The 19474-nt window shown below is 38.0% G+C and carries 6 protein-coding genes; 1 reads left to right on the forward strand and 5 read right to left on the reverse strand.

Features of this window, described 5'->3' with window-relative positions; translation table 11 throughout:
* The 5 genes from IPI15_RS04040 to IPI15_RS04060 form a co-directional block, all read right to left on the reverse strand.
* Nucleotides 1-4329, reverse strand: a complete 4329-nt coding sequence (locus IPI15_RS04040) for a CusA/CzcA family heavy metal efflux RND transporter (RefSeq protein WP_287419281.1) — start codon at nt 4327-4329, stop codon at nt 1-3.
* A gap of 796 nt (nt 4330-5125) precedes the next feature.
* Nucleotides 5126-5833 carry a VIT1/CCC1 transporter family protein gene (locus IPI15_RS04045; protein WP_287400891.1) on the reverse strand — a complete coding sequence of 236 codons (708 nt, stop codon included), beginning with the start codon at nt 5831-5833 and terminating at the stop codon, nt 5126-5128.
* 73 nt (nt 5834-5906) lie between these two features.
* Entirely contained in the window at nt 5907-7217 is a 1311-nt protein-coding gene (locus IPI15_RS04050) for an ATP-binding protein (protein WP_287419283.1), read from the reverse strand.
* Nucleotides 7218-7273: 56 nt separating this feature from the next.
* Nucleotides 7274-7942 carry a response regulator transcription factor gene (locus IPI15_RS04055; protein WP_287400895.1) on the reverse strand — a complete coding sequence of 223 codons (669 nt, stop codon included), beginning with the start codon at nt 7940-7942 and terminating at the stop codon, nt 7274-7276.
* Between the two features lie 193 nt (nt 7943-8135).
* Nucleotides 8136-8852, reverse strand: a complete 717-nt coding sequence (locus tag IPI15_RS04060) for a hypothetical protein (RefSeq protein ID WP_287419285.1) — start codon at nt 8850-8852, stop codon at nt 8136-8138.
* A 1058-nt stretch (nt 8853-9910) separates the two neighbouring features.
* Between IPI15_RS04060 and IPI15_RS04065 the strand changes: the two genes are divergently transcribed.
* Complete coding sequence (locus IPI15_RS04065; RefSeq protein ID WP_287400898.1) at nt 9911-19114, forward strand: T9SS type A sorting domain-containing protein; 9204 nt, start codon at nt 9911-9913, stop codon at nt 19112-19114.
* Nucleotides 19115-19474: the final 360 nt, after the last annotated feature.

The following is a 19474-nucleotide window of genomic DNA, read 5'->3' on the forward strand; positions in this document are numbered from 1 at the left end:
TTATTTCATCAAATAGTTCGCTTCAAGTACCGTCATATTGTACTGGAAAAGGGTTGTGATGTAATTGGTTTCAATACTCTTTGCATTATCCAGCAGCTGGATGTATTGTAGAAAGTTTATTTCCCCGTTTTTATATGCAATATTTGCATGAAACAAGGTTTCTTCCGTTAATTTTTTACCTGTGGTTTCATAATAAATTAGTCCTTCCTCATACTGCCTTAGATCAGATTGCAATGCTTCGTACTTTGTAGTTAGTTGTGCTTTATAATTATTGCTTTCATCCAATAGAATATTGGTTTCCAATTTTGCAGCAGATATTTTTGATCGTTGGCTACCTCTCCATAATGGAATTGAGGCACCTACCTGGAACCCTAAGTATGATTTTTTGCCAATGCCATTATTCAATCCCTGAAAAACGGAGGCATTTAAATCCGGTAAAAGCTTTTGTTTCTCTAATGACACCTGAAGATTAGATAGCTTCATAGCATCTTCATAATAATTTACTACTGGATGTAAATTCGCTTCAACAGGTTTTAGGGTTATTCTTTTAAATTCTGTATCGCTTACTGTGAATGAGGTATCAGTTTGAAGCCATTGGTTTAATAGAATATAAGATTTCTGGATGCTTTCTTTTATCTGATTGAGTTTTAAGCTCACTTCTTTTTTCTTAGTTTCAGCTGTAAGTTTCTCCAGATAATTTGTTTCACCCTGATCAAATCTTCTCTTTGCTGCATATTCGAATGTGGTATAAATACTATCCAAATAGTTGTAGTCGATAAGCATTTGCTGCCAATACACGATTTCGTAATAAGATTTGGAAACTTCTTTGGTTACTATATATTTGTCTAACTTGTATTGATCAGTTATTAATTGAGCTTTACCTTGCAGTACTTTACGCTGGGCGCCATATACTGTTGGAAACTGAATGGACTGGCCGATGCCCCACACATTTAGCGGTACATTATTGGGAGCTATGTTATTTTGGTCCCTATTGAAATATATATCAGTCTTATTGATATCATTAGCACTTGCTATGAGCAGTGTCCCTTGTTCTATCCTTTGCGCAGATGCCTTTAGACCTAAATTGTTTTTAAGAGCTATTTCAATTGCCTGATCAACTGTAATATTATTAGATTGACTTTGTCCTACTGCAGGAATAATAAATATCATTAACAGCAATCCTGCGACTATCGTTGCTTTTGCCTTAGGTAAATGACCCTTTCTGTCAAATATGGCATAAAGAATCGGTAAGACAATCAAGGTAAGGATAGTAGCTGAGATAAGTCCACCAACTACTACTGTAGCTAAAGGCCTTTGAACTTCAGCGCCTGCTGATGTAGAAATGGCCATAGGAAGGAATCCTAATGCCGCAGCTGAGGCTGTCAACAAGACAGGTCGTAATCGATTTTTTGTTCCCATAAGAATGCGTTTAGTAATATCATGGATACCATGAGCTTTCAATTCTTTAAATTCTTCTATCAATACAATTCCATTGAGCACAGCTATACCAAATAATGCAATAAAACCTACACCTGCTGAAATACTAAATGGTAAATCTCGCAGGTATAAAAGTATAACTCCACCAATAGCAGACATTGGAATAGCACTGTATATGATCAATGCCTCTTTTATTGAGTTGAAGGCAAAGTAGAGTAAGATGAATATCAAGACTAAAGCTATGGGAACGGCAATCATTAAGCGATCTTTAGCTGTTCTTAGATTTTCAAATTGACCTCCGTATTCAATGGTATATCCGGTTGGCAGGTTAACTTCTTTGTTAATTATGGTTTGAACGTCCTTAACGACGGATTCCAGATCTCTGCCTCTGACATTAACACCAACTACAATTCTTCTCTTAGTGTTGTCCCTGGAAATTTTGGCAGGGCCTTTAGTCAATGATATAGATGCAAACTCACTAAGAGGTAATTGATTACCATTTGGGAGTTGGATGGTTGCATTCTCAATATCCTGAATATCCTGATGATGATCTTTGTCAAACCTAACGGTTAAATCAAATTGCTTTTCACCTTCAAAGACTGTTCCTGCATTTTTTCCGGCAAATCCCATGGTAATAATGTCGTTTAGTTCCTCCACATTTAAGCCGTATTTTGCAATCATTCTTCGGTCATATTTTACAGACATTTGAGGGAGGCCATCTACTTTTTCTACAATAATATCTGCTGCACCATTAATATTTTGAATTGCTTTTTCGACTTCCTGAGCCTTCTTGGCAAGTAGATCCAAATCCTCTCCAAATATTTTGATTGCTAGATCGGCTCTCACTCCTGTAATCAGCTCATTAAATCGCATTTCAATTGGTTGTGTAAATTCAAAATCTACACCCGGAATTTCTGACAACGCTTCTTTGAATTTATCCGCCAAGTCATCCTTGGTTTTAGCAGATACCCATTTGCCTTTTGGAATCAACTTAATGATTACATCACTTTCTTCCATAGACATGGGATCTGTAGGTACTTCAGCTGCACCAATTCTGCTTACAACCTGTTCAACTTCCGGAAACCTTTTTAGAATTTTCTCAATTCTGGTGGTAATAAGTACAGTATTTTTTAGGGAAGTACCAGTTTTCAAGACAGGTTGAATTACAAAATCTCCTTCATCAAGGGTAGGTACAAATTCACCTCCCATTCTGGTAAATAGAAAACCTACAGCAATCATAAGGACAGCAGCCAAACTAAGCACAAATTTTTTTCGACGAAGGGCCCAATTAATAGTTGGTGTATATTTTTCTTCTAAGAATGTAATAAGGCGTTTAGATACAGTTTTCTTAGAGGGGTCAGAGGGTCTGATGAACAGGGATGCCATCACCGGAACATAAGTGAAGCAAAGTATCATCGCACCTATCAATGCAAAGCAGAATACCAAAGCCATAGGAATAAACATTTTACCCTCAATTCCAACTAAGGAAAGAATCGGAATAAAAACAATAATGATGATAAGTTGTCCAAATACAGCTGAATGCATCATCTTCGTTGCCCCTAAATGGGTAATGTTGTCAATGAGATTTTGTCTTTCGGGTTTTGGCAAAGCCATTATTTGAGTGCTTTCGGCTGTAATCTTGAATGCAATGAACTCTACAATTATGACTGCTCCATCTATTATAATTCCAAAATCGATTGCACCCAAACTCATCAAATTGGCATCTACACCAAAGATATACATGAGAGAAATTGCAAATAATAAGCACATTGGGATTACAGAAGCTACCACTAATCCTGAACGGAAATTTCCTAATAGTAGCACTACCACAAAGATCACGATCAGACAACCTAATAAAAGGTTTTCGGCTATAGTGAAAGTGGTCTTATCTATTAGTTCGCTTCTTTCCAGGAAAGGGTTAATGCTAACACCCGGCGGCAGGGTAGGGGAGATCTGAGCAACCCGCTGTTTTACTGCATCGATGACTGCTTTAGAATTTGCGCCTTTTAGCATCATAACCTGTCCCAGAACTTTTTCTCCTTCTCCATTCCCTGTGATTGCACCGAATCGAGTAGCATATCCAAAGCCTACTGTGGCTATATCTTTTATGAAGATAGGTATGCCATTTCTGTTCTCAATTACGATATTTTCAATATCCTCTAAAGAGCCTACGAGTCCTTCACCTCTAATAAAGTAAGTTTGATTTGATTTTTCAATATAGCCACCCCCGGCAATACTGTTATTTTTCTCCAACGCAGAAAAGGCATCGATAATAGAAATATTAAGGCTTCTGAGTTTTTCAGGGTTGATAGCTACTTCATATTGTTTCAAATGTCCACCCCATGTATTGACCTCTACCACTCCCGGTATCCCCGATAGTTGTCTTTTTACTACCCAATCCTGTATAGTTCTAATATCTGACAATGAATAAACATCATGATGTGCAGAGTCTACTTCTATAACATATTGGTAGATTTCTCCAAGACCTGTTGTTATAGGACCCATAAAGGGAGTGCCAAAGCCGGCTGGAATTTTTTCTTCAGCAGCTTTAATTTTTTCGGCAATCAGTTGTCTAGGTAGATAAGTACCAATATTGTCATTGAAAACAACTGTTACTACTGAGAGGCCAAACTTGGATATAGATCTGATTTCTGTTACATCAGGCAGGTTTGCCATTTCAAGTTCAACGGGATAGGTCAGAAACTTCTCCACATCTTCAGTGGCGAGATTTCTTGAAGTAGTAATGATTTGAACTTGATTATTAGTAACATCAGGAACAGCTCCGATCGGGATTTTAGTTAATGCATATGTTCCAAATCCAATAATTCCTGCGGAGAATAGTAGAATAATCAACTTATGATGAATGCTGTACTGAATGAGCCTTTCTAGCATGGATGTTTTTATTTAATTATATCACAAAAGTAGAGGATGGATTCTGAAGTTATTCTCTAGGCTTTCTTAAGAATTGCTTAAGAAATAAATTAACTCAAGTTTCTTAGTTGCTTATTGGATTTTTAATAACTGAAGTTTCGGCGTTACAAATAAACTCTAAAAATATTGCTATTGCTCAATCTAAGGTAGCAATTAGAAGTTAGAATTCAGAATAAAACTTCGATGATTGAGCCCAGCAAATGAAACCATTTAAAAAAAATTAAAAATTTTAAAAAACAAAATAACTATTTGGCATACAGCTATTTAGGTTATTGCAAATAAATAGTGTTATATATTTATTTGATTGAATATCAATTCAAAAAGCAACTCCGAAACTTTAGTTAATAATACAATAGATATTTAATATTTTATAAATACAATTAAATAAATCAATGTATTTCTAATAGTTAATTCAAAGTAAACTTTGGTAACACAACGACGTAGGTTAACCTACGCCGAGCTTCACGATCTAAGCTTTAACTTTAAATAGTATACATCATTCACTATGAAGTGCTGAGCTTAGGTTAATCTGCGTTTTGGTGCGTGCAAAATTCATTTTGCTCACAATCGGTTAATAATCGAATATTTATATTATTATTTTAGAAATGACCTTTTTGGAAAAATACTTATATATAAACCCTAGCTTGCAGAAGGGGATATTGTGCTAATCAACATTTTACATATAGCTTATCAAGTTATAATTTCGATTTTGGAAGCAATGCATTACAGGAGACTTCTGACTTCTGATTTTTAACTTCTAACCCACACTGACACCAAAGATATGGCCAACAAGTGCAGTTAAACCCATTGCAACTGTGCCCCAAAAAGTAATTCTAATTAGAGCTTTCTTTATACTTGATCCTCCGGCTTTTGCGGATAAAATACCCAGAATAATTAAGAAGAAAATAGCAAAACCGTACAGATAATATTCCATATTTGCCACTGGCATGAATAAAGCAACCAATAAGGGTAGAAGCCCTCCTGTACTGAAGGCAGCCCCGGAAGTCCATGCTGCCTGCAATGGCTTAGCCTGACTAACTTCATTTATACCTAATTCATCTCTTACGTGCGCTCCTAATGCATCATGAGCAGTTAATTCCAGAGCAACTATCATAGCGGTTTCTTTCTTTAATCCTCTTTGTACATAGATTTCTGATAATCTTTGCAATTCAAGTTCGGGCATTTCTTCCAACTCTTTTTCTTCTCTAACAATATCAGACTTTTCAACATCAGTTTGCGAGCTGACAGAAACATATTCGCCTGCTGCCATAGATAATGCACCTGCTACCAGGCCTGCTAAAGTAGCCAAGACAATAGGTTCTCTCATATTACTCGCCGCAGCTACTCCGATTGCAAGGCTGGCAGTTGATAAAATGCCGTCATTCGCACCTAATACTGCTGCCCTTAACCAATTGCTTTTGTGTATGTAATGATTATCCAGATAGTCACTTGATGTATCTTTCATTTGGCAAAGATTTAAAAGTTATTTGTTTATATAAGAAAGTTTACGCTTGGGTAAAGAATATTAATAATGCTTTTTAGAATGTAATGGTTACGCAAGTGCCTTTTCCTAAAACACTTGATATATTGATTTTTGCTTCAATAGCATCAGCACATTTCTTCACAATAGATAGACCTAATCCATTACCTGATATTTGTTTGTGCTCCATAGCATCAGATCGAAAGAAGTTGTCATAAATACGCTTCAAATCTTCTTCTTTGATCCCTAACCCTTCGTCCAGGATAGTACAAGTTACATGGTTATCGATTTCTTCCACGCTAATTTTTAAGTTTGAATCTTTTTTTGAATACTTAATAGCATTAATTAAAATGTTATTAATGATGAGGTTGGTGTAATAATAAGGAACAAGTAGTTCATTTTTTTGATCAAAAACAAAATGAATATTTAATCCTTTTTCTGCTATCTGACTTTTAAAATAGCTCAATGACTCATCAATGATAGTCGGCAAATCAACGAAGTTATTTTCTTTAATGGATGTTTTTGTGTCCAAACGAGCCAGGAGCAGCAGCTGCTCCAAAGTGGTAGTCATCCTTGTAATTTCTGACAAACTAAATTTTATTTTTTCTTCATACTCTGCCTGGGTTCTTGGTTTTCTAATCAGCACTTCCAAAGTACCTCTCAAAGTAGCGAGGGGAGTTCTGAGTTCGTGTGAAGCGTCTGAAGTAAACTGACGTTCTCGTTCAATAGCATCTTCAATTCGTGCCAGTAAGTCATTAAATCCTAATGAAAGTTCATATATCTCATCTTTATTCTGAGGTAATGGTACACGGTCCTTAAGATTCAACTTTGAGATTTTTGTAATCGTATTGGTCACAGTTTGCACCGGCTTGATACTTCTTCCCGCCAGGAAACGTGAAATAAAGTATAAACCTGATAATACTATAAGAAAAGACAGTGCCAGAACATTTCTCAATTTTAGGATGACAGATTGAGCTGATTCTGAAGTCGTTGCGGCTAAGATGTACCCTTTTATTTTTCCATTTTGTTCTATTGGCAGTTGTACTTGCCTGATAGCTCTTTTGCTTAATTCGGCATCAAAATGACCCCCGTATTCTGAATTCTTAAATAAAAGGTATTCCTCTTTTAAGTTTGGGGACTTATCCATTAGTCTTCCCTTTTTGTCTAAGAGCTGAATGAACACAGGATTGACTTGTATCTCACGATGTTCTCTTTCTTCCCATTCAGCCTTATTTTCAAACTTAAGGCTGTCGCCAATTATTTCTATTTCACCTGCATGTTTCTCTGCTTCATACGATAGTTCATTGTCTAGATTATTTATCACAGTTTCCTGAACTGTGAAATAAATAGCACCAAATACTATTGCCATGATAATTGCCGTAGCCAACATGTAATGAAACGCTATCCTGTTTTTGAAACTGAGATTCATAATTCTTTTGCGATATATCCAATTCCTCGAACTGTTTGGATGTAGTTTTCTTCATCTGAAAGCATTAGCTTTTTACGAAGGGCATTAATATAAACATCAATCACACTGGTATTGTAATCAAAATGTATATCCCAGACACTTTCTATGATGCGAGATCTTCTACACACCTTTCCTTTATTGCGAATAAGAAATTCCAAAAGGGCAAATTCTTTTTGAGTCAGATTTATTTCTTGATTACCTTTTCGTACTTGATGAGTTTCTGTATTTAATACAATTTCACCAAGTGTAAAAATTGAATGCTCGCCGGATTTTGGTCTAAGCTGCACTTTTATTCGCGCTAACAGTTCTTCGAAATGAAAGGGCTTTTTTATGTAATCGTTTGCTCCGGATTGCAGGCCAAACACCGTTTCGTCTAGTGTATCTTTTGCTGTAAGAAAAATAATGGGTGTATCTTGATATTCTTTTCGAAATTGTCTGCAAATCTCTATGCCACTTAATCCGGGAAGCATCCAATCTAATAGCAACAGATCATATTCTCCGGAAAGTGCCAATTGAAGTCCTTTCCTACCTTCATTTGCAACGTCAACGGCAAAAGATTCTTCTTCTAAGCCTTGTTTAAGGAAAGCAGCGATTCCATCCTCATCTTCAACTACCAATATTCTCATGATGCAAATATCTAATTAGTTTGTATAAGAGTTGATTAATGCTTTCTTAAGATTTGATTAAAATGCAATAGTATTTATGGAACATGTTTATTTGATTTTAACGTCAAACAGGCAGAAATAAAGGTTATATAAATAAAGAGACAATTTAACAATAGACATTTTTCTTTGCTATAGATCCTGATATTTACTAGTTCTAATTTGCTTTTACATTCTTCTTAAATTTATACAAAACGCCTACAGAAGCATAATGAATGAGAGAAAAGTTATATACCTCATCATTATCTGCACCACCTTCAAGTATTCGATATCCAAGATGCGTCATTAAATTATCTGAGAATTTATAGGTGACGGCGAGTAGTGCATCTTCCGCCCTCCCTTGAGGTGCCGCTAGCGCATCTCCTTCGAAGAGTATTCCAAAATTGTTATTTACTTTGTAATTAAGCCTAAAGTTTATAATAGGAACGAAGCCGACATTTGCTTTTGAACTGGCAAATCCATTACTTGAAAGCGCAATTTCAGCATCTCTTATTTTTGCTGTGAACCCAATGCCAAATTCAATTTTAGGCCTTTTAACAAGATCATATCTGTAAGTTATTCTATAAGAATTGAACGTATAGCTGGCATTCAATGGACTGTTAGAAGGGAAAGTGACACCTTCAAAATCAATTTGCTTGTTTATTGATCCATCTGACTTAATGGTCAATGGAGCATATAAAAGGGATATGGTATGTCTCTTACCAATCGCATAACCAGCCCTTAAGCGAATAAAGGCATTCGGTTTCGGTGTAAGGTCATCTTTAAGAGAAAATAGTGTTCCTGCATCACCCGGGATTCTGACATTATTATATCCGGTGAAAACTGCACCGGTTTCCAAATCTATAAATGCCTGAGCATTGGCTCTTGACATCATATTCAAAAATAATCATACAAATGGATGCTGATACTACAAATTTATTCTTCATTTTAATTTTTTTCGTTTTATAATACATTGGTTTATAGATTAAAGTCAAATAGAACACTTAATATATTTTTGACTATTGGTTTTTATTGTATGTAATTTCTAAATTCGAGCTTTGAACAGAGCTGAAAAAGATAAATATTTTGTATGAAAAATAAATGCACTCTCTTTAGGAACTAATTTTTTGAAATATAGTTTTTAGTCAGATTTGTAAATACGTTTGCAACTTCCTGGCTGTTAATATATTTTGTAGAAAATCACAACTATTTAATTCATATTTTGCGCATTACTGTTTTTAAATCCATTAAGTGTGTGCAAAAAATTGCACAAACCGAAAAAGAAAATAATTAGCTAATAAAAATTACTCTCTTCGCTCGGAAAGACGCTAGTTCGATGGAATTGGGGCATGAAATGGGGCGGCGTAGCCACCCCTTTTATACCCCTCTGAACAAAGATTTTGTCATTCCGACTGAAGGGAGGAATATGCCAAATAAAAATCAACTACTTTATTTTGTATCCATCTTTCTATAAATTATTTATTCGAATATGTAACTTTTAGTGCACTTTGTTATACACACATCCATTATCTCTCAACTGAAATATCTGATCATAGCATTACTAAAACTCTCTTCTTCTTTAAGGGGTAGAATCGTATTCGCAATCAACTATGAGGTAATTAATATTTATAGATTGTCACTATAAAGCTTACAATTATAATGGATAATTATTGCTGGAAAATGCAATAAGACAACTTGTGTAAGGTATCAAAAACTATTTGTTTTCCGGGTCACATGTATCTACAAAAGTTGTGGTATTGATCTTTAGTTTCTTTTTTAGATGCTATTCAATTTTATCATTTTAAATATCATACACTAAGCTATATTTCATTCTTATACAATCTGGCTATTCTTTTTTTGATGTGTACAAGCATTTAGGTTTAATTATAATTTAGCATTTAATTGGGTCACTATCTCACAAATTAATACTAAAATCTGTTAAACTAATCCATTATGAAAATACTATTACGCTCTTTATTCAATTTAGATTTATTTCAAAATTTCTTTTGCTTAAAAAAACATCTTCTCTTCATTTTATGCGTTTTTAGTTTTCTAAAACTACAAGCCCAGGATGTTTCTGCTACAAGAGATAGCTTCCTATTGTGCTATTCTACCTACATTAGTGCTTATGGTACCGCATTTAATGATGGCGTTATGAAAAATTCACCTGATGGTTCTACCTATTTATTTACTACAACAAATTATACTGACTTTCCTGTGACACCTGGAGCCTATCAATCTGCGAATAATGGCAATGATGATTGTGTTTTGATAAAATTTGATGCCAATAACCAAGTAGTTTTTGCTACTTATTTTGGGGGTCCAGGTCGGGATAGATCAGTAGATATGGAAGTTGGTCCTGATGGCAATGTTGTTTTATTGATAAATACAAATTCATTGGATCTTCCTATGGCACCCGGGTCGAGTGTTCCCAATTCTACTGATCAACCTTATATAGCCAAATTCAATCCTTCTGGACAACTTATTTTTGGGACTTATTATAATGGTTCAGGAAATCTTAATTCTCCTTCAGACATTGCTATCGCTTCTGATAATTCTATATTGGTAGTTGGTGAGACAAATAGTGTCGATTTGGCCATTACGCCGGGTGCTTATCAATCTTTATTTGGGGGGAATACTGATGGATTTATCGTAAAATATAATTCTGGCGGAAGCCGTATCTATAGTTCTTATCTGGGTGGGAATAATGAAGACCGAGCAATTAAAATTACAACTGATATTAATGACAATGTTTACACCGGTTTATTCACACGTTCAAATGATTTTCCAATAACGCCCGGCGCTGCAGATCCTTCCCTTAACGGATTTTTGGATGAATTAGCTATCGTAAAGTTTGATAATAGTATGAACATTGTTTATGCTACCTATTTAGGAGGCAATACTAGAGAGACGTTGAAAACTATCAAGGTTGATAATTTTGGAGTACTTAATATTACAGGTGGTACACAATCAGTTAATTTTCCGACTTCTCCTGATGCATATCAAGCTATAAAACCGTTGACGTTTGGGATTGGTTATGTCCCCTTCTTGACTCGGTTAAATCCTGACGGTTCCTTGAAATATTCTACTTATTTCAGTGGAACTGGATTTATAAATGATATTGAAGGACCGGGGTTAGGTTTAAATTCAGATGGCTCTACTATACTATTAGGATATACCGAATCTACTGATTTTCCGGTAACTGCCGGAGCCTTTCAGTCCTCTTATGGAGGAGGACAAAATGATATGTTTATAAGTAAATTTGCTGCGGATGGCACTTTGGTATTTTCTACTTATTATGGTGGATCCGGTACTGATAGATTTATTGGATTGACTGATATTCCTATCAATGCTGATGGGAGTTTTTTACTTGGCGGCTACACAAACTCAGTTGACTTTCCTGTGACTGACAATAGCACTCAGGGAAGTGTTGCAATGTTGGTATTTCGTCCAGATGGAATTCCTGCAGCTGCCAGTAGGTTTGGTGGTTCTAGCACATCAAATTATCCCTTAGATTTTAACTATGCAGCAGATGGAAAAATACATCTCTTTAATTACTTAGGACAATCGTCTTTTAATAATTATCCGTTAACCCCTGACGCTTATCTATCAGACGTTTTACATCCTGATGCAGTATCTGGCACAGGATATAGTGTCATAAATATTACAACAAAATTAGACACCACCAATAACATTACCCCATTGGTTCAGTCATTTTGCCAGGGAGGGCCGATACAACCACTCTCAGGTAATCGTGTAAAGTCAGGTCTATACTTACCGTCCTACCAATGGCAGTTTTCTGATGTTGGAGCCACCGGTCCATGGTCTACTATCCCGGGTGCTATTCTTCAAAACTACACCCCCGGCACAGGCACTGTGAACAGATGGTTCCGAAGATTAGTGATTAATAATTCTCCTATTAATTGCACTAATGACCCTGTCACAGACACAATTTCTATCTCTAATGTAGCCCTTATACAAGGAAGTATATTAACTGCACCGCAAGTGGATGCCGGAGTAAATATCTACAGCTGCGCGGGAGAAAGTGTTCTGATAGGAGGGAACCCCACTGCAAGTGGCGGTGGCGGTGGATATAGTTATCAGTGGGACATGATCGGTGCACTTGATAATAGCACTGTATCCAACCCAATTGCCACAGTTTCTCAATCTACGATTTTCACCATAACGGTGACAGATGCCAATGGTTGTATCAACCTGGATCAAGTAGTTGTGTTTGTTAATCGTGCTGACGCAGGACCGGATGCATCTTTTTGCGGAGGTTCAAGTGGAGTGCGGATAGGTACAGCACTTACTGCCGGCGAGCCTGCAACTTATAGTTGGACTCCGGCTACAGGCCTGAGCTGCACCAATTGCGCCAGGCCGATAGCCACACCACTAGTACCCACTCAATATATATTAACCAAGACGATCACCTTGCCTGGCGGCACTACTTGTCAATCTCAAGATACAATACTTGTCACACCGATAGCTGCTCCCACGCAGGTACTTGAGGATGTGGTAGTATGTTATAGTAGTACCAATCGTTTTGAAATAGGACATTCGGGTGATCCCGGATTTACTTATACATGGGCACCCGGCACTTTTCTGGAGACAAATAATAGTCCGACCGTATTTTTTAATTCTGGATCTATTTTCCTTGATAATATTACGACAAACACGAAAAATCCCTTTAGATATCTGCTTACTGCTGTCAATGCAGGATGTGCATATTATGATACAATGACCGTAACGATGGTCAGGGCAGACGCAGATATAGATGGATGTGGCCCAAGGACAATAGGAATAGATTGGCATCCACAGATAGATGCTACTTACAATTGGACAGTGATATCCGGCCCGGATAATTTAATTGGCCCGAGGAATTTAGCTGTAGTGAATGTAGGTGGATCAGACACGGAGACTACCATCTATCAGATGGAAGTGTGCTTTGAAGGTGTGTGCTGTACTGACATAGTCGTAGTCCCACCTTGTGGATGTAATGTAGAAATATTCTCAAATCAACCAAATGGTTGCAATGCTGCGGGAGATTCTGTAGTATTAACTGCCGTAGGAACGTTTGCGGGTTTTCCCGGCAATGTTGACCCCAATGACATCATCTATACCTGGACGCCATGTATAGGCCTGGACACTTGTATGGGTCCGATAGTAAAGCTTACAGATAATATCCCAAGACTGTACACAGTGACAGTCACGCATCCTGATTTGCCGGGATCAAGTTGTTCTGATGCTATAGAGATTACTGATCCATCGGTATCTATACCGATATTTGAGGCGGGTAATTTTACATTATGTAATCCGGGACAGTCTGCTCAGTTGGGCCAACCGCCAGTGGCAGGGTACGCATATAACTGGACGGGACCGGGAGGATTTATGTCCACTAGTTCTAATCCTATTGTGATTCCGCCTTCCCTTCCTGCACTATATTATGTGACTGTGACAGATATTGGAACAGGTTGCCAATTTTTAGATACAGCAAGGATTACGGCAAATGTATTCGCAAATTCCGGGCCTAATCAGGTTGTATGTCCTGGAGCGATAATCCAATTAGGTGTCCCTGATCCAAGTAATGGTGCATGGACCTATAGCTGGTCCCCTGTGGCGAGCCCATGGCAGAATGGTACCAATGAGAACAGCGCACAGCCTGAAGTATTGGTGGCGACAGATCTTACTTTTTCGGTGACAGTGACCGATCCGGTATCGGGTTGTATGGCAGTAGATACAATGATAGTGACAGTTGACACGTCCGGTCCGGTGATAGATTTTCCGGATGTGGTAGTGTGCGAAGGCAATCCTGTAGAGCTAGGTCTTGATCCGATACCATTTGCGACATATACCTGGACGCCTTCCACAGGACTGAGCTGCACGGATTGTGCACAGCCGATTGTCACGCCTACAGGGGATATAACCTATACAGTGACGGTTAATTTTTCGGGCAACTGTCCGATCAATCTGGTAGATGATGTCAATGTGACGGTGATCGTGCCGGAAGACTTTGTATTAACTCCGATAGAAAAGTGCACTGCTGCATCTGTGCCACTGAACTCGGGGCTAGAGGGTGAGTGCGCAAATTGTACATACTCATGGACACCGACTACAGGATTATCAAACCCTACGGTCATAAATCCATCTTCAAGTGTGAATACATCGACAGATTATACTTTACAGATAACTAGCCCTGAAGGATGCATTGGCCAGGGAAATGTGACAGTTAATATACTACCAAGTGGTGTTATAGTGCTTGATACGGTCACCACATGTAGAAATGTATCTGTGGCATTGAACCCCGATCTTATCGGTGAATGTGTAGGCTGCACTTATAGCTGGTCTCCCGCGGCTGGCCTCAACAACCCAACAATTATAAATCCAACCGCTAATTCTTTTAGCAATGCAACATTCACGCTGACCATCACTGATGCGATAGGATGTACTACGGTAGGTACAGTTCAATTGAACGTCATTGCACCTGAAGTTCTTGTATTGCCGAATATTCTCAAGTGTGCAGTAGGCTCTGAACCTATTAATCCTCAGAACATTGGAGCTTGTGTAGGGTGTACCTATAGTTGGAATCCAAGCACGGGGCTAAACAATAATACTACACTAAATCCAACTACTACCTCTTCCACACAGATCATATACACATTGAGAGTAAACTCTCCTAATGGTTGTGGAGGCAATGGGACAGTATTGGTGCAGATGCCTACACCACCCATGGTCATCACATCTACTACAATATGTGGAAGTGAGACGATCAATATAGGAAGTGATAGCAACGATCCTGCCTCTACCTATAGCTGGACTCCAGCATTATATCTGGATGATCCGACTTCGATGAATCCTGTATTTACGCCACCTGCAGGTGCAGGGATCTATGACTTTACAGTGGTAGAGACAAGGATTGTTAATGGATCACCTTGTCCGGTAACAGCAACTGTTAGAATTACGGTCAATGCGGTAATACCTCCACCCTTGACTACCGAGTATGTCCTATGTGAGGGCACATGTTTAGAGATCGGAACTCCGGCGGTACTGGGCTATAGTTATACTTGGCAGCCTGTAGATGGTCTTTCATGTACTATATGTGCTACGACGCAGGCTTGTCCGGTAGGAGATGTGATATATACACTTACAATACTGAACAACAGCACCAGCTGTTTTGTACAAGTACCGGTGACGATAGATGTGTTGGATTTACCGATTCCGACTTTGTCAGTACCGGATTACACCATATGTTATGGAGAAAGTGTATTATTAGATGCACAAATCAGCCCTGCTGGAAATTATGATTTCAACTGGACACCAACACTGGGATTAAATAATCCATTTATTTTAAAGCCAACAGTGAACAGTAATGTGACTGGCGTAGGCACTTTTGACTATATATTGAATGTGACGGACAATGCCACGGGATGCGGAAATGTGGTGGATACAGCAAGGGTTATAGTTCAACCTTTAGAGGTGATCAATATAAGTATCCAACCTGTATTGATCGATTGTGACAGTGATACACTGGATATCACTGCTACCATCACTGGTGTATATGATCCTTCGACCATCGATTGGAGCAGCACCGGCACAGGAACGATCATTCCAATAAGTAACACAAGTATTAAATATGTACTTGGTGTAGATGAGGTAAATGGAGCCACCTTAAGTATTACTTTGTCAGGTGCTGCGTTCTGCGGCAATGTTGATAGTGATACTTTGGAGCTTATTGCACCTCAATGTTGTACTTTGATAGTTGATTGTCCACAGGATACACTCATTGATTGCGGTGTGAACCAAGATACCATAAGTCTTGGATCTCCAACCATTGTTTCTTCATGCGGAGATGTCACAATAACCTATGCTGATAGTGAACTTACAGACGGATGTTCATTATTGACAGGAGCTAAAGTTCGGACTTTTACAATAGTAGATGAAAATCAGAATATTGTGACATGTACTCAGACTATTACGGTTCAGGATACTATCGGCCCTGTATTTGACGGTGTTCTTCCGGGAGATATTACGGTAGAATGTGATGATGTGCCAATAGCTGAAACTTTGACAGCGACGGACAATTGTTCAGGAGCGATCGTAACTTTTTCTGAGCAAAGTGTAGAAGGAGATTGTACTGGTAGTTTAACAATTATTCGGACATGGACAGCTACAGATGGCTGTGGTAATAGCACAGAACATGTACAGATGATCATGCTTCAGGACACTACAGGACCTGTGATCATATTTGATGATCCGATATTCGGAGATATAGAAGATGGCGATGTTATAGATATTCAATGCAGGGCACTAGAACCGGGTTGGGTGTTGCCTACGATAACTGAATCAGCAGTGATAGTGACAGATAATTGTGGAGAAGCACAATATACAATCACGCAGACAGTATTGGAAGGTACATGTGTAGAAGATGGATACTTTAAAAGTAAAGAAGTTCAGATCACTGCGGTGGATGACTGTGGAAATGAGACAAATTTAAATTTTTCGATCCACATAGTAGATACAATACCTCCGGTATTTACAGTGGTGCCTCAGGATGTGACCATCGCATGTTCGGATACTACTGTTAAGTTCGAAGTACTGGCTACTGATGAATGTGAATGCGCCATTGTGAGTTATACAGACAACGTAATACCGGGCAGCTGCGCTGGCAATTATACAATCATCAGAAGATATATGGCCAAGGATTGTTGTGGTAATATCAGTACATACGATCAGACCATAAATGTAGTTGATAATACTCCTCCTGTGTTGATAGCGATAAACCCCAATATTGTGGGTATGGAAAATGGAGATTCGCTGACGACATATTGTGATGAGCAGGGACTTCCATCGTGGTTGTCACTGCCGGTGAATCAGTTATTTTCAGGAGTAGACAATTGTTCAGGTCCTGTCAAATTGGATATGAAGTTGAGTGTATCTAATGAAGATGCATGCTGGTTATATGGATATTCTAAGTTATATACCGTTAATATTAAAGGTTCAGATGGCTGTGGTAATTTCTCAAATTTCGTATTCTACATCGAAGTAATAGATACGGTAGCGCCTAAAGTGATATCTTTTGAACCATTTGCATGTGGAGATAAGAATCAATGGCCGGTCGCAGTTGATAATTGCTCGGATGTTGAATATAAATATGTGGATAGCAAGCCTACTGGAGAATGTGCATCAAGCGGAACATTTGTGAGGACATGGTATTTAATAGATAGATGTAATAATACAACGACACTTAATCAGATCATCACGCCAAATGATGGCAAAGGTCCTGAGATAGTGATGAGTGCTGGTCCATATGCAGGAACTAACAATGGAGGGATCATATCTATTGATTGTAAAGATTGGACTCCTATTAATGAGCAGGATGCACTAAACTGGGTAAGTGTAACTGATGTGTGTAATTACTTTAATACTGCACTGAGTCACACAAGTAAAGCAGGTAACTGTCTGAAGGACGGGTATTATAGAGAGGAGACTTACACATGGACATCGACGGACTTCTGTGGAAACAGTTCTGAGTTTAAAATACACATAAGGCTGACCGATACTCAACCACCATCATTTGCCGGAAATGCTTCCCTTATTCAAGTGGGTTGTATAAATAATATACCTCCTGTCAGAGCCAATGATAACTGTTCAGCGGTCACATTAACAGTGAAAAGTGAGAGAAAGGATGGCGATTGTAAAAATACCTTTACAACTATGGAGTCCTATACTGCGACAGACGCTTGTGGCAATAAGAGCTTCTTTACCAGAAAAGTAGAAGTAACTGACACTATAGGGCCCGTATTATACAATGTTCAGGATATATGTCAAGATGATAAAGGTGCTGAAGTGTATGGACTGGATTATTGTAATAATGAAAAAGTGAAAGTTACATCTGTAAAAGAAGATAAGTTATATGGATGTGGAGGCAAAGGATATTATTATATTATCCATCATACCGCGACAGATGCTTGTGGCAACACGACGGAAGTGGATCAGAAAGTGATATCCAATGATTATACACCGCCAGTTATTTATTATACAGATGAGCTTCTTAAGCTGATATACATAGATAATAGCAATACAATTCATGTTGATTGCGAAAATTATGAATATTTTTTAGAGCTGATACGCAATAATAGTGGAGTATTAGTGACGGACAACTGTCAGACGAATATCTCACCATTGTTTGAGCAGATCGAGGGCAGTACCCGCTGTACTTCAGAGGAGATTATAAAAGAGTACCTATTTAGATGGACTGCGACAGATGTTTGTGGAAATAAAGCTGAACTAAACCTTAAGGTAATCATGTCAACGCCAAACAAACCGGACTTTAGTTTTGTGCCGGCGGATGTGACCGTGCACTGTGAGGAGTTGGCACCGCTTCCTGTGCAATATCCGGAATTGGGTTGTGGGTTTACTGGACTTGAATATAGCAGTTCGAATTCGGGAGTGGATCAGAATGGCAATTATACAGAGATACGAACATGGACTTACACAAATGTGTGTAATGAGCAGAAGAGTGATGTACAGATCATTAATCATTCCAACACGTCAGATCTGGGATGCACAATACTTGAAATACCTGAAGTAATATGTGGCTCATTTGACAATGAAGTTACGGTAGTGGTGACAGGAGGAGAAGGTCCATATACATATGAATGGGAAGTCATAAATGGCTCTTGTCATATAGTATCGGGTCAGAATACACCGACTATTATTATCTCAATATCATTCAAGACTTTGCAGTTAAAAGTTACTGTGCGGGATGCGAATGGATGTGTGACGGAATGTTATCTTGAAGTTGAGTGCACATTGGAGGTTCCGAATGAGTCAATAGTAACTGATATTGATTCCTACAAAACAGAGCAGGCGGTAATTAATAAAGCGAAGCATGCTATATCAGCTACAGACTTTACAATGAGGCCTAATCCGACAAGTGATATGGTGTATGTGGAGTTCCAATCTACAGAAGCGAAGGTAGTTCAAGTGCGTGTGACTGATCAACTTGGCAACATGATGATACAAAAGAGGATCAGCTGCGTTCCTGGTAATAATACTGAGTTGTTGCAGACAGACAAATTGCCATCGGGCGTGTATAATGTAACTATTACAGATAAGGAGCATATAGCTACTAAGAAATTGGTTAAGATAAAGTAGGGTACTTTATTGATGCATTGTCCAAGGATTATCTTGGATAATGCATCTTAACCATAATAATAACAGTATTAAAAAGAATTTAAATTGGTTTTATAATAGGAAGCAAAAGGTAAATATTTTGGGTTCTGGTCAAAAGCCAGGACCCCCTTTTGACTTAATTTTGATTATACAATTATTATTGACTAAAATTCATATTCCAAAAACCAACCTCTATAGTGTTAAATTATATGCTATTGTATGGATTATTGATCTTTAATGGTAAATAAATCACAAAAAATAAGCTAAGTGTGTGTTCGAAATATTTTAAATCCAAGATTTGAATTAGAGTAGAATTATTTTGGTCTTGTCATTTGTGACAAG

The sequence above is a fragment of the Candidatus Brachybacter algidus genome, from assembly GCF_016707225.1.
GTDB classification, from domain to species: Bacteria; Bacteroidota; Bacteroidia; order Chitinophagales; family Saprospiraceae; genus Parvibacillus; species Parvibacillus algidus.